This is a genomic window from Sphingobium sp. B2 (genome assembly GCF_007693735.1).
GTDB lineage: Bacteria > Pseudomonadota > Alphaproteobacteria > Sphingomonadales > Sphingomonadaceae > Sphingobium > Sphingobium xenophagum.
Genome location: NZ_VDBZ01000007.1, coordinates 61,216 through 79,000 on the forward strand (window position 1 = coordinate 61,216; position 17,785 = coordinate 79,000).

Sequence of the window (17,785 nt, forward strand, 5' to 3'; positions counted from 1 at the left end):
GAGCATAGTCGAGATTGGTGCAGATCACTTCTGATATTGAACTGTCAGGAGCTGGCTGCACAACAGCCATTACGCCCAATCAACTGGTGCAGTCGTCTTCTGAAAATGACAATTGCGCCATGCTGCCCGTGCCGACATTCTGCGCCTAGCCAGAAGGACGCGAACACGATGCCAACCATATACCTGAAACGAACATCGCCGTTGATGGCCCAGCTCGGGGCCAACATCTCTCGCGAACTAAAGAAACTAGGCATAACTCAAGGGGAGTTGTCCGAACGCTCGGGCGTTGCGGCGTCACATATTTCATACATGGTGCGCGGACATGGTAATCCAACGCTTGCCACCTTGGAGAGCCTTGCCGATGCTTTCGGATTATCGGCTGTCGAATTATTGGCAGCGGATAGCACTTCCCGCGACAAGTCCTGAAAGGCAGTCGCTTTATTTGATCGGAACAATCTATGTCCAGTAACCCGCCCCGCGAATTTGACCGACTGCTACAAGATGCGCCGCTGGTGCGGGCAATGGGGGGAGCACTCTCGATGTTTGCCACGCTGCTTGCGCGTCAAGGCATTGTCGAGGCGAGCGAGGTTGCAAACTTGCTGGGTATCTATGCGGTCGCCACAAGCGAAGTCGATAATGAAGAGGGCATGATCTTGGGATGCTGGGCAGCTATGATCCGCGACGTGGCGGAGCAACAGCGCACATCTGCTCGCAAATAGCCCCGGCGCGCACGGCGCTAGCCGTGAGCCGCTTCGATCTTCTGGGCCAGCTCAGCCAGGTGATCGGAAGCAAGTAGATCCTCGGCGGTAAGATCGGCCGCGAAAAACTCGCTTCCGCTGGGTGGCGCGCGATCGGCGGCGAAAGCGGCCAGATAGGGCCGCGCCTCGTCCGTTGCGATCCAGCGCCAGAAAGCATTGCCCTGGCCGAATAAACCGCTCTCGAACATATCGAGCCGTGCTTGTGCGAAGTCGGTCAAGTTGCGTCTCCTGACAATCAGGCGGTTCGGCAAAAGACGTATGGCCCGCCCCGTTTGCACGTAGGATTTTACGGTGTTCTGATCCTGTCTCTTATACACATCTAGATGTGTATAAGAGACAGGCGCAGAAGAATGATGATCGTGATGCGGAGGGGATTGCCGCTGTCTCTTATACACATCTAGATGTGTATAAGAGACAGGCGCAGAAGAATGATGATCGTGATGCGGAGGGGATTGCCGCTGTCTCTTATACACATCTAGATGTGTATAAGAGACAGGCGCAGAAGAATGATGATCGTGATGCGGAGGGGATTGCCGCTGTCTCTTATACACATCTAGATGTGTATAAGAGACAGGCGCAGAAGAATGATGATCGTGATGCGGAGGGGATTGCCGCTGTCTCTTATACACATCTAGATGTGTATAAGAGACAGGCGCAGAAGAATGATGATCGTGATGCGGAGGGGATTGCCGCTGTCTCTTATACACATCTAGATGTGTATAAGAGACAGGCGCAGAAGAATGATGATCGTGATGCGGAGGGGATTGCCGCTGTCTCTTATACACATCTAGATGTGTATAAGAGACAGGCGCAGAAGAATGATGATCGTGATGCGGAGGGGATTGCCGCTGTCTCTTATACACATCTAGATGTGTATAAGAGACAGGCGCAGAAGAATGATGATCGTGATGCGGAGGGGATTGCCGCTGTCTCTTATACACATCTAGATGTGTATAAGAGACAGGCGCAGAAGAATGATGATCGTGATGCGGAGGGGATTGCCGCTGTCTCTTATACACATCTAGATGTGTATAAGAGACAGGCGCAGAAGAATGATGATCGTGATGCGGAGGGGATTGCCGCTGTCTCTTATACACATCTAGATGTGTATAAGAGACAGTCCCATAAGGGAGGCCGAAGCCTCCCTTTGTCTTACTGGAACAGTTTGATGAAAGCGGGCGCGAGGCCGATGACTGCGAGGACGAAACCGACGCTGCCGATGACCCAAGTCTGTGCCGTCAGCTTGCTTTCGATTCCCTTGTTCGCCTCCTGAACCTTCACGGCGATATACTCCTCAATAGCCTCTACAACTTCCGCTGCGGCGTCGTCGGACAGATTAGCCGCTTTCAGTGCTCTAAACAATTTGATGTGCATCCGGTTCTCCTTCTCGTTGGTGACGGGAGACACCCGGCATGGGCACCGGCGCCGGCTGTCAGGGACCGCGAAGCGGCCGCGGTAGCGGGCGGTGGGGGAGCCGATTTGCGCAGCAAATTGGGGGAACCGCCGATCCTTGAAAGCTGGCGCGCACCCATGCCAAAATGCCACGACACACAGAGAGAAGAGATTGCGCGGGGCGGGGTTCGATGCCCCGTCCCGCGCTCTGCATGGCACCGAGATCATCGGTTTCGCCCAGCGGGCGAAAAGGGGCGGGCTAAGCCCGCCCCTCCGGCGTCAGCCGGATTGGCCGCGCTTCGCCTTGGCCGCCAGCACGACCGCGACGACTTGCGGATAGACGCATTCGCCGCGCTCGATGTTGCGGATGCCGGGGCCGTCGAGCACGTCCTTGATACGGTCCTCGATGATCTGGCCCAGCTCGGCCGCAACCGCCTCGATGTCAGCACTCGTCTTGCCGATAAACATCGGGTCTTTCGGCCACATGCTTTCCGCGTCGAAATGATCCTTATCGTTCAACGCGGTCGCCAGCGCCTCGATCGCAGCATTTCCAAGCGCACGCTCGAAAGCCAGCTGAGCGAACAGACGATGAGACATAACAACCTCCTTGTTGCCGGAATTGGCGAGGCCAAGGGGAGGGCAGCGCCGGGTCGGGTCAGGGACCGCGAAGCGGCCGCGCTAGCGGGCGGTGGGGGAGCCGATTTGCGCAGCAAATTGGGGGAACCGCCGATCCTTGATGCGGCCTGGTGCAGCCCTCATGCTAGGAAGACACTGACGGGGGGATTTAACGAACTAACGCCCGTCCATCGGGCGGACCTTCACCCTGCGCCGTCTCGCGCCCGAACGATCGCGCTGTATTCCAGCAGCGTTTGTCGGACATTCTCATCATCCATCACATTGAGCGCATGGCCGGTGGCCGATGCCTGATCCGTCCGCATTTCGAGCCAAGCGATCCGCGCCGTGTTCGGCACAACGCGACCATGCTCAAGCGCGATCTGCTCGCTGTAACCGGCGATAACATCGTTGATGGCCTCAAGGGCTGCCTCATAGGCGATGGCCTGATCTTGGGTCCACAAGGGCGCTGTCGGTGTGGGGGCAGTCACCTTGCCATATAGAGAGGGCAACTGGTCTCCCGGCAAGCGCAAACTACGCCATTTGCGCTTGCCGGGAGTGGGCGGCCCTACCGGGGGGCTTGGGCCGTTGATGGGCCTATAATCCTCAAACTCACAACGCCAAATGGCGTTGGATAGATTGAAAGGGCGGCGCGACAAACAGATGCCCCCTCGAAGCGCATCGCGCGACGTTGCGCATGGACCGCGACAATTCTCGCTTTCAGTTGTCGCTTAACCAAGCGAGCTGCTGACCGATTCCAAGCCCCTCCATCGGAACCGATGCGCGCCGTTCGATCTGCGGCCAAAGGGGATCGCGATAGTTGCGGCCTGCGAGAACGATCAGCGGCGCGGCGGCGTCGATCTGCTCGGCCATTGCTTCGATCACGCGCGCGCCCCAAAGGCGGCGCGCGCCTGCCTTCATCGCGCCTAGCTGTAGGGGCTCGCAATCGTAGCGGCGTCTGCTCGCCAACAGCGCGATTTCCTGCTCACGCTATCTGCCACTGGCGCGTGGCGCCGTGCTCAAATTAGCTGCCAATGTGCTCGCCCTCATCCGGCGCTGCTCGCAAACGAGGCGTCGCACTCACGCTGTCTGCCAACAACTTCGACCGCCAGCGGGAGGTCGATCAGACGGCCATAGGCTGTCCCGTTTCTCCATCTGCACCGGGCAGTTTCGGGAAAAGCCAATCGGGAACACATTTCGGGAAAATGGCACCTCGTTGCCATCGAGCGCGCCTTGCCGCCGTCAGCCGTCCCACTCGACCTTCGTTTGCGGGAAAGTACGGTTTGTTATCTGCGTCGTAGCTGGTGCGACACGAAGAAGAGGACGCCCGACGCGATCACACACCATCCTGCCATCCAGAGAAGTTGGGTGGGCAGTGCGACGCCGGCATCGATCAACGTGCCGGTGAGGCCGGGACCTACAGCGGTAGCAAGCACCATTCCCGACACAGTGATCGCCCGGATACCTCCCAGATGCGCGGTGCCGTATATTTCCGGCCATAGAGCGCCCAACAGGGTCGACGTGAAGCCGTAACTGACCCCGAACAGCAGCATGAACAGGTAGATGCCCCAGACAGGGGTCACCAGAGCGGCAACCAGGATGGCAATGAACAGAGGAAAGAGGAAAAAGGGTAAGATGCGCACGGCGCTGTAGCGATCGATCAACGCACCACAGACCAGACCGAATATCACCGTTGTGACTGCCATCACGGGGAACGCGGCCGCGAAGGCAAGTCGGTCATAGCCGCGCAAGTCGATCAGATATCCCTGATGGAAGAAGATGGTGGTGCCGATAAAAGGGGGCGCCAGCACCCCTGCCAGAAGCAGCCAGAAGGTCGGATCACGGACTACCTCGGCCTGCGTCCAGTCACGCACCGCCGGTATGTCGGCCGACACGACCTCGCTTTGAGGTACACGCTCGATCCTGAGCAGAAACACGATCAGTGGGAAGGCCACCAGCAGGATGGTAGCTGCCGCCAGTACCCAGGCGCCCTGCCATCCAAGCCATGAGCTGATGAGGACGAACGCCAGCGGCAGCACAGCCTCGCCAGTCTGGTGGCCGGGGACGATCAATGAGATTGCACGACCACGATTTGCCGAGAACCAGCGTCCCACCACCGTGTACGCGGTCTCCGTCATCATGCCCTGCCCAAACAGCCGAAGCAGGTAGAGGCCGATCGCCAACCCGACCACGTTCGGCATGAAAGGGAAGATCAGACAGGATGCCGCCAGCGCCGGAAGAACAAAGAGCGCAACGCGCCACGCCGGCATGATATCGAGAAGACGCCCTAGCCACGGCAGCGTTAACGCACTTCCAAGCGTCGCCAGCATGTAAAGTCCGCCGAAAGCCCCGCCCGAAAGGTGGAACGTTCTACGGATTTCACTGCCGGATAAGCCGATGAAGAAGGTTTGCCCAAACGATGAGAAAAGCGTGAGCAGAAATCCACATGCGAGCCATCGAAAGTTGGCGCGCAAGAAGGTGAGCATGGGTAATCTCAATCGGGTAAGAGGGACAGATTGTCGGCTTGAGGTCGTCCATCACGGCCTTCTGCAAGGTCAAAAGACCAGCGTTGGTGTTTGCGTATCTCGCCAACTCCGGCGCGCAGCACGGCTTTGATATGCAAGAAAACTTTGGGTTGTTTGTCGTCGCGCGAGATGAAGCCATATTGCCCCTTCGCATCGACATATTTGACCGTGCCGGTCGGCATGATCCTCTCCTTATTGTAGCGTCAGGTGCCTCGTGCACATTCAAGGCACGTCGGCACCTCGGGTGCATGATCTAGCCGGGCGATCGCGATCTCCTCGCCGCAGGTCACGCACCAGCCATACTCACCGCTGTCGATGCGCTTGAGAGCAGCATCGATCCGCTCTCGCTCCTGGGCGCGACGCCGCTGGGATGCGAGCGCCATCGCCTGGACCTGCATGGCGTCGATCCTTGAAAGCCGGCCGACACTTTCCTGATCCAGCGTGACCGGGGCGCGGTCTGCTTCGCTCAGTCTGTCCTCATCGACCAGCGCCGCTCGCCTGGCGAGCAGTCGCTGGCGAACGGCGTTGGGGTCGAGGTCCATCGTTAACGGACCAGCAGCACTGGAACGTGGACGGTCCGGATCATCGTCGTCGTCGTGCTGCCCACGATGAGGGTACGCAGTGGCGAGTGGCCATAGGCTCCCATGACCAGGATGCTGTCAGCGTTCGCCATCAGGTAATCCGGGATAACCTGCTCAGGCTTTCCTTCGTCCACAAACGTGTCGACGCTAAATCCGGCCATGCGGAGTGGCTCGGCCGCCCTTGCAAGGATATCGTGGCCGTCGGGTTCACGGACGCCTGCAGATACCAGGTGCACAGGCAGGCCGCTGAACAGCGGTGACGCCGCCACCATGGCGACGGCGCGGGTCGCAGCCGCACTATCGTCGTAGGCGATGACCACCGAACGCGGGGTCTGCTTGAACTCGCGCGGCGCAATGAGCACCGGCTTGTCGCTGGCGCGGACGACGCGCTCCACCTTGGAGCCAATGTGCTCCATGGCGAATTGGCCTGATGCACCACGCTTACCGATCACGAGAAGGCCGGCATCGGCCTCACGCTCGACGATCGTCTCGACGATGCCGCCATGCAGGTGCATCGACGACACAGTGACGCCATGGCCCTTCAGGCGTTCGATGCCCGCGTCGAGGAGGATACGCCCTTCCTCGATCGCGAGACGTCCAGCTGCTTCCTCGATCCGGGTCAGCTCTTCGAGCAGCTCACTTTTGACACCGAGACCGATTGCTCCGCTGTGGTCGTGCCGTGCGGCGATCGCGTCTTTTCGTTGAACGATGTGGAGCAGTTCGACATCCACACCGAGGCCTTTTGCAGCCCATGCTGCCAGATCGACGACGCTGGTTGCGTAAGTGGAGGCGTCGATACACGCCAAGATACGGCTCATGATGCCCTCTCCTTAGTGAGCACCCAGCGCTGCTTCGGCGCCGGGCTTATCGTGAATGGCAAAGCGGTCGACCATCGTCGCGCTTGCCTGGTTGAGGCCGAGAACATCGACGTGCGTGCCCTCGCGGCGGAACTTCAGGATCGCCTTGTCGAGGCTGCCGACTGCTGAAATGTCCCAGAAATGCGCCGCGGAAACGTCGATAACGACGCTATCCAGGACCTCCTTGAAGTCGAAGGCGTCGGCGAACCGTTCGGACGAGGCGAAGAACACCTGACCCGACACGCGGTAGGTGCGCGTCTTGCCGTCGCCGCTCAGCTCCGACGAGACGTCGAACAGGCGTTTGACCTTGCTGGCGAAGAACAGGCCTGAAAGCACCACGCCGGCGACCACACCCTGGGCGAGGTCATGGGTCGAGACGACCACCAGCACCGTCACCAGCATGACGACCGACGACTGCCACGGATGGCTCCTGAGGTTCTTGATCGATCCCCACGAGAAGGTGCCGATCGACACCATGATCATGACTGCGACAAGCGCCGGCATCGGGATGCGGGCAACCAGCGGTCCCAGGACGACGATCAGGAACAGCAGGAAGACGCCGGAAACGAAGGTCGAAAGCCTCGTCGAGCCGCCTGACTTGATGTTGATGACCGACTGACCGATCATGGCGCAGCCGCCCATGCCGCCGAGGAAGCCGGTAAGGAAATTGGCGATCCCCTGCCCCTTCATCTCGCGACGCTTGTTCGAGGGCGTGTCGGTCAGATCATCGACGATCTGGGCGGTCATCATCGATTCGAGCAAGCCCACGGCGGCCATTGTCAACGAGAACGGAAAGATGATCCGCAGAGTGTCGAGCGTGAACGGCACCTGTGGGATCCAGAACGAAGGAAGCGACGAGGGCAGCTTGCCCATGTCACCAACCGTGTTGACCTTGATCCCTGCGTAGATCGATACGGCCGTGAGAATGACGATCGCTACCAGTGGCGACGGCACCGCCTTTGTCAGGCGCGGGAATAGGTAAATGATGGCCAGCCCCACTGCCACCATCGCGTAGGTTTCCCACCCGACATTGGTGAGCTGGGGGAGCTGCGCAATGAAGATGAGGATCGCCAGTGCGTTGACGAAGCCGGTGATCACCGAGCGAGACACATACTGCATCAGCAGGTCGAGCTTCAGAAATCCGGCAATCGCCTGAATGATGCCCATCAGGATCGTCGCAGCGAACAGGTACTCGACGCCGTGGTCGCGGATCAGCGGCAGGACGAGAACGGCGATTGCCGCGGTTGAAGCCGAGATCATGCCCGGGCGACCGCCCACCAGCGAAATGATGACGGCGATCGAGAAGGAGGCAAATAGCCCGACGCTTGGATCGACGCCGGCGATGATCGAGAAGCCGATCGCTTCCGGGATCAAGGCGAGCGCGACAACGATGCCCGCCAGGGCGTCTCCCTTTGGATTGGATAGCCAATCCTGTTTTATCGATGTGATGCTTGTCATGAAGCCTCTGCTTGAAAGGTGTGTGCAGGTTCGACCTGCGTCATGCATTCAACGGCAACCCCGCTTCAGGCGGTGTCAGCCATCAGCCGGGCGTTCGCCCGGTCTCTGTCGGTGATGTAGTCCCGGGTGAGCGGCACGGCGTCGACACGCCGTGCGAGCTGGATTTGAAAGTTCATGTGTCCCTGGTGCCGGAACGCGCTTTCGCTTGCTGCGAGGTAGAAGTCCCACATGCGGCAGAAGCGTTCGTCGTAGAGCTTTGCGATCTGTGGACGATGCGCGCGAAAACGCCGCTGCCACTCGACCAGCGTCTCAGCATAGTGAAGCCGTAGGATCTCGATGTCAGTGACCCACAGACCGGCACGCTCGATTGCCGGCAGCACCTCGGACAGTGCCGGGATATAGCCGCCCGGGAAGATGTACTTCTCGATCCAGGGATTGGTGATGTCGGGTCCGTCCTTGCGACCGATCGAGTGGATCACCGCAACGCCGTCATCTGTCAGCAGCTCGGCGACCTTTTGGAAGAAGGTGTCGTAGTTGGGGACGCCGACATGCTCGAACATGCCGACTGAAACGATCCGGTGGAACGAGCCTTCAACGTCGCGATAATCGGTAAGCTCGAAGCGCGCGTTGCTGAGCGAGGCGCGCTCGCGCGCTACCCGGAGCTGTTCGCCAGACAGGGTAACACCGAGTACCGAGACTTGCTCAGTGGCGGCAACTTCGAGCGCCATTCCACCCCATCCGCAGCCGATGTCGAGAACGCGCTGGCCGGGCTCCAGCAACAGCTTGGAGATGAGGTGGCGCTTTTTGGCGAGCTGCGCCTCCTCCAGCGTCATTCCAGCTTCGGCGAAATAGGCGCAACTGTACTGCATGTCGGCGTCGAGAAAGAGCCGGTAGAGGTCTAGCGATAGGTCGTAATGATGCTCAACATTGCGTCGCGAGCGCAGGCGCGCATTGGTCTGTTGAAACCGGCGTTTAAGCCGAAGTGCGACGTTGCCAAGATTGGACTGAGACAGCTCGAGCGCCGCCTGGTTGCGAAACACCAGCGCGAAGAACTCGGCAAGCGTGCCTTTGACTAGCACCAGCTCGCCATCGACGAACGTCTCACCCAGTGCGAGATCAGGGTTGGCGACGATCCGGCGGGCCGCTGCCGCGGTAAGGCCAAGGATGACTTCTGGACCGGAACGGTCACCGAAGTGGAGCAGCTCGCCAGAGCTACCATCCACAAAAGCTAAGTTGCCGACCGTCAGAATACGATCGAGGAGAAGGGAAAGGGCACGCCCCGGATGGACGTGGGTGGAATCGAACAAGCGGTCTTGGTCGTCGGATTGTACCGCGCAAAGCGTCATCGGCTAATAACCTTAGCTGAGCGTACACGCGTGCTGCACAGCACAGGGCTGCGAAAGGCCGAGTGTCAGCGATCAGATTAACGGGGGGACAAGCCCAAGCGGCAGCGACCAAGGTGGTCAGCAAGCGGCGGGGTTTGTCAGGTTATCCCGGGGATAGGCGCCGGGCCGAGCCACCTAGCATAAAGCGCTAGGTCCGGCGGATGCCGGCGCACTTAGACGAAATGAATCTCCTGCGCAAGAGGAAACTGCGTAGGCACCTCGACGAGCTTAGCGCCTACCTCCAAACAAGCTATCTGTCCCAAAACACCATCCCATTCGGGACGGTCGCGGCCAGCGCGCTTCGACTGGTTCAGTCGTAAACGTATATCTGTGCCCGTTTTATGCGCCACCCGCTGTTCGCAAAAACCTTCCTTTCTGACGACCTTGCCGGCGGGCCATGACCGCAACGCATTTCTGCCGCCCGCCGCTTGTCAGAACTGTTCTGAAAACCTGCTTCGCAAAAGCGCCTGCCGGCGACGGGTTTGGAGAACCCACGGGCGGGGAGCGTGAGCACGACGCCCCGTTTGCAAGCAGCGCCGGATGATGGCGAGCACACTGGCAGATAATTCGAGCAGGATGCCACCCGCCAGTGGCAGATAGCGTGAGCAGGAAATCTGGCTGTTTGCGAGCAGACGCCGTCATGATTGCAAGCGCCTACACCTAGCGTTTCGTCATAGGGCGCGATGACGGTTTCCGGGGCGATCAGGCCATGCTTTGCTGACAGGATGAACCATGCGCCGCCCTGTCGTTCGACATAGGCACGGGCCTTCTGGAACCATGGCGATGCGTAAAGATCGCGCGCCGGGGCGGGGCGGTCCAGCTTCGCAGCAACGCAAGCGACAAGGAAAACCGGAGACGGGGACGGGGGAGGGTCGATGACAGACGGCGGCGCTACCTCAAGATCGGCAATGACGGTGCAGCGGCCCCATTTCTGCAATTGGCGCTGCCATCCTTTCGGCGGTCCCTTGCGCTCGGCAACGTGGGAAAGGGTCGGGCCGCCGAACAGGTCGGGTTGTTCCCCGATGCGTTGCACCGGGGGAACGTAGCGGGGTTCTCGGATGCAATGGCGGGCCATGCTCGATTCCCCTTAAAAGGCGAAAGCGGTCTGGCCGCTCGCCTCGGTGAAGCTGTCGCTATCGCCTGCGGCGTAGCGGTCGCGGCCCTTGGTCGACCATTGCAGGAAACCGGCACGGTCATAGGAAAACCAACCGTCCTCGATCCCGACGATGAAGGCCCATGCCTCATCTTCGGCGCAAAGGCCGTGAGCGTTGATCGCCCAATATTCGGCGCTGCGGTCCTGCTTGCACGGGGACGGGGCGGAAAGGCTTAGGATCAGCGCGGCGCGGTCGGTCGGCTCGGTGGCGTCCATCGCGCGCATGATCTGGCGGGCCTCGGCGGTGTTGATATGGCCGCTCGCCTTCTTGTCCTCATGGTGCGAGTGGCGAAGGCCATAGGCAACGGCCTTGAAGATGTTGCGTGGTTCGGTGAACTCCTGCGTTTCGAGCAATTCGCGCCATTTCCCGGCGCTGATAAGGTCCACCGCATGATGCCAGAGCGAATGAACGCGGTTGCTGTAGCCGTGGCGGTTCGTCACGCCATCGCGGGCGATCTCGATCCCTAGCGCGCGCTCGACGTGCTGCACGAAAGGATGGGCGGCAAGCAAAGGATGGCGAAGGCCGATCTTGCGCGGCTCGTCCTGCTCTGCACGGATAACCTCTATGGGGAACTGAAACAGGCGCGACGGCAGATTCCACGGCGCGGAAAGGGGAAAGTCACGGGGCACATCAAGCGCCCCGTTAATATCCAGCACAAAGCCGTTTGGCGCGAAGCCTGCGGCAATGATCTGGTCGCCCAGCTGGTTGGCCTGCGCGGTGCGTATCGCGGCGGCGGCGCTCATGCGCTCAACTCCGCATAGGTGGCGCTGCACTCGTAGCGGATCGCATCGCCATCCCACATAGGACCGCAAACGCCCTTGAATTTCGGTGCGCCCTGCAACTCAAGCCGCTGGCTCGGATTGCTGTTGTAACCGCTGCATTGAAGCCCCTCGACCGCTGCCCGGCTGACGATGGTTTCAAAGGTCGCGCCCTCGATCTCGATCCGGTCAAAGTCCTGCTCGGTCTGGCGGTAGATACGGATTTTCATGGGCTTTCCCTTCCTAATTGAGCCGAAGGCGATGACGGGTCATCGACTTCTGCCGAAAGCGGGCGACGCTGGGCCGGGGAATGCCGCAAACGGGGCCGATCAGGGGGGAGGGGGATCACCCGCCCTGCACGGAGCGCAGCGAAGGAAGGACGGGGAAACCCGCCTGATCGCCAAGCGGAGCCGCGCAGCGGCGGAGACGGTCTAGCCCTTGCGGCAGGGGGCAGGAACAGGCCCCAAACGCGACAAATCAGCGCGGCGGCTTGCCGCCTCAATCTGCGCCAGGACAGGCGGTGGCAGCTGCCACCGCCTGCACCGATCAACCCGGCTTGCGGATCGCAAGCAAAACAGTGTTCACGTTGGTTCCGGCGTGGGCGAAAGAACCGGGGGGAAGGTCGATCCATTTGCGACCGTGGAAATAGATCGCCTCGCAACCAGCGATCATGCGGTGTAGCGCCTTGTGGCGCTGATCCTCGCCATACTCTGCCCGCGCGCTCATGATCGCCACCAGCACGCCTCCCGGTTTGAGAAAGGCGAGGGCATGGCGCACATGGTCACAGTCGCGGCCTCGATCAAAAGGCGGGTTCATTATCACCGCGTCGAACGGTGTGTAATGGGCCGGGTCCAATGCGAGAAAATCGCCCTCGATCGCATCGGCAAAGCCATGGATTACGCGTAGTTCGTGGGCGAAGCCCGGTTGCAGCTCCACGCAAGTTACATCGGCACCAGCGTTGCGCGCGGCCGAAGCAAGCGCGGCCTTTCCCGCGCTAGGCTCTAGAACGCGCTGGCCTGTGCTGATCCTCGCATGTTCGATGACCTGGGCGGCGATCTCCGGGGAAGTCATGAACGCGCCGAAGTTCTTGGCGGGCGTGATATGATAGGCCGGGGCCGCTTCTGCCTCGGTCGTTTCGTAACCATCACCGATGGCCTCGCCGTAATATTCCGCGAGCAACAAATTCACGCTCTGCAGAAGGTCGTCGCGCTCGAACCATATGTGAAGATTGCCATTCTTGAAAATGCGAACGCGGAAATAGTCGCCCTCGATCACGGTTGGCAGCGATCCGCGCACGCGCGCGGCATCGGCAACCTGTGAGGCGATGCTGTGGCCCTCTGAAACAGGGGGCTTTTCGTCCAGTTCCAGAAAGACGCGCTCCACGTCCCGCAACGTGTCGCGGCGCTCGTATCGGTCCCATGATCCCCATTCGTTCAAGGCGCGGTCGATGATGAGACGCGCGCCGATCTTGAAACCGTTGTGCGAGCGAAAGCGGCGATCCAGCTTGGCGAAGACGTTGGCGATGCCGCGCAAATAGAGGTCGCGCCGGTTGGTCCAGATATTCCCGAAAGTCGCGGCGCAGTTGTCGGGCGTGAACGGCACGGGATCATCGCGCAAGCCGTCATGAAACTCCTTTCGGGCCTGCTGGTCTAGCAGCTGGTCGAAACCCAGCTGCTCCATGAGGGCCGCCCAGCACCGGCGGTCCATCGTGTGCGTCAAGACGCGCTCGAAATTGTCGCGTGCGTCGATGGTCTGGCGCGCTCCCGTCTCCTTGTCGCGCTGGTCGATAGGCTGCGACTGGATGAAAGCGCGAGTCAACGTGTCCTCGGTCCAGTCGCGGCCACATGACAGTGACAATGCGCCGCCAAGGGTCAGGCGCGCCGCCTCGTCGCGGGTTGCATGGTAGGTGTCATAGAGGCCCAGCCAAAGGGCTATGGCCTTATCTCGGCCGTCGCAAATATCCGCAATCTGCGCGGGCGTCATAAGCTCCTGGCCCATGCTCACGCCCCCCCGATGATAAGAGCACCAAAGCCGAAGCCCTCGGCGGCGTCCTCGATGGTGGTCACAAGGCCGTCAAAATCTTCATCCGGTCCTAGTAGGTCGGCAATCTCGATGACGGCGGGAAGGTCAGCGCCATGATTTTCGGCAAGGTCTTTGATGTAGCCGAAGCGGTCAAAATTGCCCTCTTCCTCATAGCGAGCGAGCGGAATGGTGCGTGCGGCGTTGATCCGAAGAATCGTTGCCAACGGAATGTCGGTCATGTGCTGTTTTCCCTGCCTTGAATGGAGCCGAAGGCGATGACGGGTCATCGACTTCTGCCCAGCGGCGAGCAGGGGCGGGGAATGCCGCAAGTCAGGGCCGATCAGGGGGGAGGGGGATCACCCGTCCTGCACGGAGCGAAGCGAAGGAAGGGCGGGGAAACCCGCCTGATCGCCAAGCGAGGCCGCACAGCGGCCGAGACGGTCCAGCCCTTGCGGGAGGGGGCAGGAACAGGCCCCAAAGTCGAACAGCGGACGCGGCGGCATTGCCGCCTCAATCTAGGGAAAAGCGCCCGCCAGGTCATAGCATAGCGGCGACCTAGCGGATGCTGCGGCATGTCGCCGGCGACATGCCCAACGGATAGCGCCGGAAGCATCCGAGCAATCGGATCCTCCGTCATTTTAATTGCCCGAGCGGTTGCGCGACACGTCCGCATAAGGCTTGCGGCGGCACTGGCTGCACCGAAGCCGCGCGATCAGCTCGTAAATGCGGGTATCGAAAGAAATGCGGCGTGAGCGGGCGAAGTCGCCCAGCGGAGCGACGACGCGGCGACCACAAGCGCAATGGATGCGCAGATAGCAGCCTTGCCGATACCAGATAGGATCAATGGGCTTGGGGCGGTTATAGTTCGCGGCCATTGGGCGCTTATGCGCCAAAGGGAACAGACGGGGAACACCACGCGCGCACGCCGGTTATTGGATTCGCAAGGGAACAGGGCTATATAGGCAATGCTTCGTGTGCTGATTCATTTCGCGCACCTACCTGAACCCGCCGTGCTGTCACACGGCGGGTTCAAACATTTAGGGCGGGCGGCCCTGTCAGGCCACCCGCCCCGCTGGATCAGCCCTTATCGGACTTCCCCAGCTTCACAATTGCGATCACGAGCGCGACGGCTGCGATCGTCAATTGAGCTGCTTCATATGCTGTCAAATCACATCACCTCCTTTGAGCGAGAGGATTTGCGAAGGGCCGCTGTCACAGTCCCTCGCCCTCGCTCGATGAGGGCTATACAACGGATTGGCGAGAATGCGCGCGAAGTGCTTCACATTTTCGTGAAACCGTTGGATGATCGCCGGCGACCGTTGATGAAAAGGGGAAGCTATGGGCCTCGTATCGCAGGTTAGCGCCGATGACCGGGAAAGTGCATGGCGAATAGTCCGTCATCGCGAAATCATGGAACGACTGATTCCGCTTTGGGCTGTGCTTGGTGTTGCGCTGGTGCTGATGGGCGTGGACCTGGGCGGGCGTCTGCTGTGGACGCTGCCAATGATCGGATATGTCTTTGGGGTGATGGCGGTCGATCACGGCCCTGATTACCGCGCCGCGAATTATTGGGTGCCGGTCCTGGGAAGCCAAGCGGCGGCGCTGCTACCTTTGATCGCCAGATTCTAGATCTCTCTGGAGCGGTGGCAGCTGCCACCGCTCCACGCGCGTCAAGCTCTGCCCTCGAAGTGGGCGATCAGCTGTTCCGCCACGGAAGTAATTTCGGCGGGGTCGGCGGTTTGAGTGCAATCGCCGCCTACAACAGCGCCAAGCGTGCCGCCGTCCAGTTGGACAACGTGGACACGCCACACGTCGCGCCGGAGTTCGTATTGATCGGGAAGCGGCCTCTGCATGATTTCATGAAACACCAGGTCAACCCATTGGCGCGCATCCGGATCAGAAGACGCATCGGCGTAGTCGGCGCGGCTCGCCATGACGCTGTATCGGTCGCCTAGCATGAATTGGCGTTCGCGCGCGCGCCGGTCCTGCTCGATCCGCGTCACGCGATCTTTTTCCGCCCGCTTCATGGCCTGTTTCATCCGAACATCGTCGGCGCTGCGCGTCAGCGCCGCCATGATGTTGAGGACGCGCGCGGGCATATAATGCCCCGCGCGCTCGGCCGCCTCGATCACAAATTGCAAATCGCTGATCTCGGTGGGGGAGAGGGTGACGCGAACGGCGGTCGCCGTGTTGCTGATTTTCATGGCTGCGGCTCCGGCTCTTCTTTCGCCTTGTAGGCGGCAAGGCCGATCCATGATCCGTTGTCGCCGCGAAACTGACGCACAACATCGCCACCGTCCCAATGGCCGGTGAAGATGCCGCGCCGGTTGATGCCGCCGACGGGGCGCGTGCGCGCCGCCAGAAGGCGGGCGCGGCGCGTGTCTCGATCTAGGTGGCGCATGGGTTGCATGGTCAATCCTTCCTATTCGCTGGCGGTGTCGAGTTGCGTGCCGATCTCGTCGGCGTCGAAGTCTTCAAGGGCTGAAATCGCGCTTTCCAGTTCGGAAACTGCGGCGTCCATCGCCTGCGCACGTTCGCTGTCCTCAAGGCTGGGTGGTAGATTCTCGCGGGCGGCCTGCTCGTCATCCTTGACGGTTTCAAGCATGTCGCGCGCCTCATCCAACAGGGCTTTGCCCTTGTCGATCAGCACGCGGGCGGCGGCGATCTGCTTGCGGCGTTCGCGGTTCATGCCTCTGCCCTCACGTCGCCGCTGTCGATCTGGAATCCTGCGCGGGCCAGCTCGTCACAAAGGGCGCGCTGCCGATCCTCGCAGGTGCCGCTGGTGGCGATGTAGCTGCACCGGCCATCGTGGAAGGCGAAGCCTGCGCGTTTCAGGCATCCGCGAAACCGCTGGTGGGTGCGGTCGCTCCAATCCAATGTGCCCGCATAGTTGCGGAAGGCGGCGACAGCGCAGACGGAACCGTAATTCTCATCACGCCAGCTAAGCTCGATCACCGGGGGCGATTTGGTCATGGTGGCCTCCCTCAATATTCGCTGGTTAGGAGAATGGTGAGCACGCGAGTTGTGGCATCGGGATTCCACGGTTCGGCGCTGCCAAATTCAAGATCGCGGTCGTAATAGTCGAACTTCCACATGACCGAGAGGGCTGGGCGTGCGCTGTCGTCGGTCCAGCGGGTATGCCATTGGCCGATCACATCGCGATAAAGGAAACCTGCGTCATGCTCGCCGTGAGGATCGTTGTCGGGTGTGAAATCCTCAAAGCCCTCGATCATCTTGAGAATGTCGGACTGCGTATTCTCGTCCAGCGCCGCGATGCCTTGCGTAATCACGGTGCGACAAGTCACGCCCATCGTTCGCCGCGCAATGTCGTTCAGCGCCGCAACGGTGGCGATCTGGTCAGTCGTCGCTTCCATTTTCCTCACTCCTTTAGGCGAAGCCGCTGCCTGCGGCCGGCGGCTCTGACCCGCTGGCGAAGCGCGGGCTGGGGAGGGGGGAGCAAAATCGATGGGAGTGGTGCGGGCGGCACGGCTAGGGAGGCCCCGGCGCGCGAGCGCGCCGGGACTGGCCGAACTTGTCGAGCAACCCGGTCCTGGCGATTATGCTTCGGGAACGAAAGGGCGGGTGCCCTTGGTGTTCCCCGGTGGCAGCTGCCACCACTGACGGGGCGCGGCCCTGGGCCGCTCCTTCCTATGTGGCAGCTGACAGACTACTAGGCGCGCGGCCCTGGCCGCTCATTTTCAGCGCTCGCGGTCCTTTGATTTCTCGGCGGTCGGCGTCGGTGACTTGCCTTCGCGCAATGTTGCGGCGACATGGGCCTTTGCGCTTTCGACGATCTGCGCCAGCTGTTCCTTCGATGCGCCGCGCTCGGTAGCTGTCGCGACGCGCTTATCAATGGCGAGCTGGAATTGTGCGAACCTGGCGTCGGCGCGGTTCTGCTCAGGCGAGTTTTTCTCGAATTGCGCAGCAAGGCGTAGATCAACCTGACTGACGCCGGGAGGCATGACTTGCAGACGTAGCGCGCGGTCGGCGGCCTGAATGTCGCGGTCGGTCATTTTCGAAAGGAAATCTGCGGCGCCCGCGCTGATGGCGCGGACTCTTTGCAGCGGGTCCATGCCCTCGGACCAATTGACTTCGATCTGATGATAGCGGCGTTGCTCAATCAGCTGAAGGTGGTGCATCGGCCCTTTGGGATCGCGGAAAAAGGCAAGCTCCTGCGCTGAACGCGCGGCCAGCTGGCGCATGTCAGCGGACGTTTCCGCGATCCGGTTAAGCTGCTCATGCTGCCGCGACGCAACGGTTTGCGCAGTAGGTAGGTAACGGCT

The 17,785-nt window shown here is 60.8% G+C and carries 24 protein-coding genes, 2 pseudogenes and 1 other annotated feature; of the genes and pseudogenes, 4 read left to right on the top strand and 22 right to left on the bottom strand.

Features of this window, described 5'->3' with window-relative positions; genetic code table 11:
• Positions 1-168 precede the first annotated feature (168 nt).
• Both FE851_RS24340 and FE851_RS24345 read left to right on the top strand, forming a co-directional pair.
• Positions 169-426: a helix-turn-helix domain-containing protein gene (locus FE851_RS24340; RefSeq protein ID WP_081643395.1), complete on the top strand. Its 258-nt coding sequence runs from the start codon at positions 169-171 to the stop codon at positions 424-426.
• Positions 427-539: 113 nt separating this feature from the next.
• Positions 540-719 carry a hypothetical protein gene (locus tag FE851_RS24345; RefSeq protein WP_004213289.1) on the top strand — a complete coding sequence of 60 codons (180 nt, stop codon included), beginning with the start codon at positions 540-542 and terminating at the stop codon, positions 717-719.
• Positions 720-736: 17 nt separating this feature from the next.
• On the opposite strand, the gene FE851_RS24350 is transcribed toward FE851_RS24345, so the two are convergent.
• A complete protein-coding gene (locus tag FE851_RS24350; RefSeq protein ID WP_004213290.1) occupies positions 737-976 on the bottom strand; it encodes a hypothetical protein in 240 nt (79 codons plus the stop codon).
• A gap of 107 nt (positions 977-1,083) precedes the next feature.
• Between FE851_RS24350 and FE851_RS26440 the strand changes: the two genes are divergently transcribed.
• Positions 1,084-2,031: a hypothetical protein gene (locus FE851_RS26440; RefSeq protein WP_186378982.1), complete on the top strand. Its 948-nt coding sequence runs from the start codon at positions 1,084-1,086 to the stop codon at positions 2,029-2,031.
• A 398-nt stretch (positions 2,032-2,429) separates the two neighbouring features.
• On the opposite strand, the gene FE851_RS24360 is transcribed toward FE851_RS26440, so the two are convergent.
• From FE851_RS24360 to FE851_RS24430, 15 genes and pseudogenes are all read right to left on the bottom strand, one after another.
• The gene (locus tag FE851_RS24360; protein ID WP_006953908.1) at positions 2,430-2,747 is read right to left on the bottom strand and encodes a hypothetical protein; all 318 of its coding nucleotides are present in this window, start codon (positions 2,745-2,747) and stop codon (positions 2,430-2,432) included.
• A gap of 221 nt (positions 2,748-2,968) precedes the next feature.
• Positions 2,969-3,226 (bottom strand): hypothetical protein, encoded by a 258-nt coding sequence (locus FE851_RS24365; RefSeq protein ID WP_006953903.1) that lies wholly within the window; start codon positions 3,224-3,226, stop codon positions 2,969-2,971.
• A 256-nt stretch (positions 3,227-3,482) separates the two neighbouring features.
• Positions 3,483-3,692, bottom strand: a pseudogene (locus FE851_RS24370) (DUF6884 domain-containing protein); the annotation flags it as partial.
• Positions 3,693-4,048: 356 nt separating this feature from the next.
• A complete protein-coding gene (locus FE851_RS24375; protein ID WP_022684502.1) occupies positions 4,049-5,248 on the bottom strand; it encodes an MFS transporter in 1,200 nt (399 codons plus the stop codon).
• A gap of 8 nt (positions 5,249-5,256) precedes the next feature.
• Entirely contained in the window at positions 5,257-5,469 is a 213-nt protein-coding gene (locus FE851_RS24380; RefSeq protein WP_022684503.1) for a cold-shock protein, read from the bottom strand.
• A gap of 21 nt (positions 5,470-5,490) precedes the next feature.
• A complete protein-coding gene (locus FE851_RS24385; protein ID WP_022684504.1) occupies positions 5,491-5,829 on the bottom strand; it encodes a TraR/DksA family transcriptional regulator in 339 nt (112 codons plus the stop codon).
• A gap of 2 nt (positions 5,830-5,831) precedes the next feature.
• Complete coding sequence (locus tag FE851_RS24390; protein ID WP_022684505.1) at positions 5,832-6,686, bottom strand: universal stress protein; 855 nt, start codon at positions 6,684-6,686, stop codon at positions 5,832-5,834.
• 12 nt (positions 6,687-6,698) lie between these two features.
• Complete coding sequence (locus tag FE851_RS24395) at positions 6,699-8,183, bottom strand: SulP family inorganic anion transporter (RefSeq protein ID WP_022684506.1); 1,485 nt, start codon at positions 8,181-8,183, stop codon at positions 6,699-6,701.
• A gap of 65 nt (positions 8,184-8,248) precedes the next feature.
• Positions 8,249-9,529, bottom strand: a complete 1,281-nt coding sequence (locus tag FE851_RS24400; RefSeq protein ID WP_022684507.1) for an SAM-dependent methyltransferase — start codon at positions 9,527-9,529, stop codon at positions 8,249-8,251.
• Between the two features lie 140 nt (positions 9,530-9,669).
• Positions 9,670-9,727 (bottom strand) — a sequence feature (sul1 is cis-regulatory element that is thought to sense ions involved in sulfur or methionine metabolism; They are found in Alphaproteobacteria).
• A gap of 499 nt (positions 9,728-10,226) precedes the next feature.
• Positions 10,227-10,643, bottom strand: a pseudogene (locus FE851_RS27080) (DUF6884 domain-containing protein); the annotation flags it as partial.
• A 12-nt stretch (positions 10,644-10,655) separates the two neighbouring features.
• Entirely contained in the window at positions 10,656-11,465 is an 810-nt protein-coding gene (locus FE851_RS24410) for a hypothetical protein (RefSeq protein WP_022684509.1), read from the bottom strand.
• Positions 11,462-11,710: a hypothetical protein gene (locus tag FE851_RS24415; RefSeq protein ID WP_006953897.1), complete on the bottom strand. Its 249-nt coding sequence runs from the start codon at positions 11,708-11,710 to the stop codon at positions 11,462-11,464. Before FE851_RS24415 ends, FE851_RS24410 begins: the two co-directional genes overlap by 4 nt.
• A 316-nt stretch (positions 11,711-12,026) precedes the next feature.
• Positions 12,027-13,478, bottom strand: coding sequence for a DUF4942 domain-containing protein (locus tag FE851_RS24420; protein WP_022684510.1), 1,452 nt, complete (start codon positions 13,476-13,478; stop codon positions 12,027-12,029).
• A gap of 2 nt (positions 13,479-13,480) precedes the next feature.
• A complete protein-coding gene (locus FE851_RS24425; RefSeq protein WP_022684511.1) occupies positions 13,481-13,741 on the bottom strand; it encodes a hypothetical protein in 261 nt (86 codons plus the stop codon).
• A 399-nt stretch (positions 13,742-14,140) separates the two neighbouring features.
• A complete protein-coding gene (locus tag FE851_RS24430) occupies positions 14,141-14,377 on the bottom strand; it encodes a hypothetical protein (protein ID WP_022684645.1) in 237 nt (78 codons plus the stop codon).
• Positions 14,378-14,840: 463 nt separating this feature from the next.
• Here FE851_RS24430 and FE851_RS24440 point away from each other — a divergent pair, with 463 nt between their 5' ends.
• Positions 14,841-15,131, top strand: a complete 291-nt coding sequence (locus FE851_RS24440) for a hypothetical protein (RefSeq protein WP_022684644.1) — start codon at positions 14,841-14,843, stop codon at positions 15,129-15,131.
• A 41-nt stretch (positions 15,132-15,172) separates the two neighbouring features.
• On the opposite strand, the gene FE851_RS24445 is transcribed toward FE851_RS24440, so the two are convergent.
• The 6 genes from FE851_RS24445 to FE851_RS24470 form a co-directional block, all read right to left on the bottom strand.
• Positions 15,173-15,706 carry a hypothetical protein gene (locus tag FE851_RS24445; RefSeq protein ID WP_022684643.1) on the bottom strand — a complete coding sequence of 178 codons (534 nt, stop codon included), beginning with the start codon at positions 15,704-15,706 and terminating at the stop codon, positions 15,173-15,175.
• On the bottom strand, positions 15,703-15,912 hold the full coding sequence (locus FE851_RS24450; protein ID WP_004213310.1) for a hypothetical protein: 210 nt from the start codon (positions 15,910-15,912) through the stop codon (positions 15,703-15,705). Before FE851_RS24450 ends, FE851_RS24445 begins: the two co-directional genes overlap by 4 nt.
• 12 nt (positions 15,913-15,924) lie before the next feature.
• Positions 15,925-16,191 carry a hypothetical protein gene (locus FE851_RS24455; protein ID WP_004213311.1) on the bottom strand — a complete coding sequence of 89 codons (267 nt, stop codon included), beginning with the start codon at positions 16,189-16,191 and terminating at the stop codon, positions 15,925-15,927.
• Positions 16,188-16,475 carry a hypothetical protein gene (locus FE851_RS24460; RefSeq protein WP_022684642.1) on the bottom strand — a complete coding sequence of 96 codons (288 nt, stop codon included), beginning with the start codon at positions 16,473-16,475 and terminating at the stop codon, positions 16,188-16,190. Before FE851_RS24460 ends, FE851_RS24455 begins: the two co-directional genes overlap by 4 nt.
• 11 nt (positions 16,476-16,486) lie before the next feature.
• Entirely contained in the window at positions 16,487-16,876 is a 390-nt protein-coding gene (locus tag FE851_RS24465) for a DUF3768 domain-containing protein (protein ID WP_130754830.1), read from the bottom strand.
• A 324-nt stretch (positions 16,877-17,200) separates the two neighbouring features.
• Positions 17,201-17,704: a hypothetical protein gene (locus FE851_RS24470; RefSeq protein WP_261371178.1), complete on the bottom strand. Its 504-nt coding sequence runs from the start codon at positions 17,702-17,704 to the stop codon at positions 17,201-17,203.
• Positions 17,705-17,785: the final 81 nt, after the last annotated feature.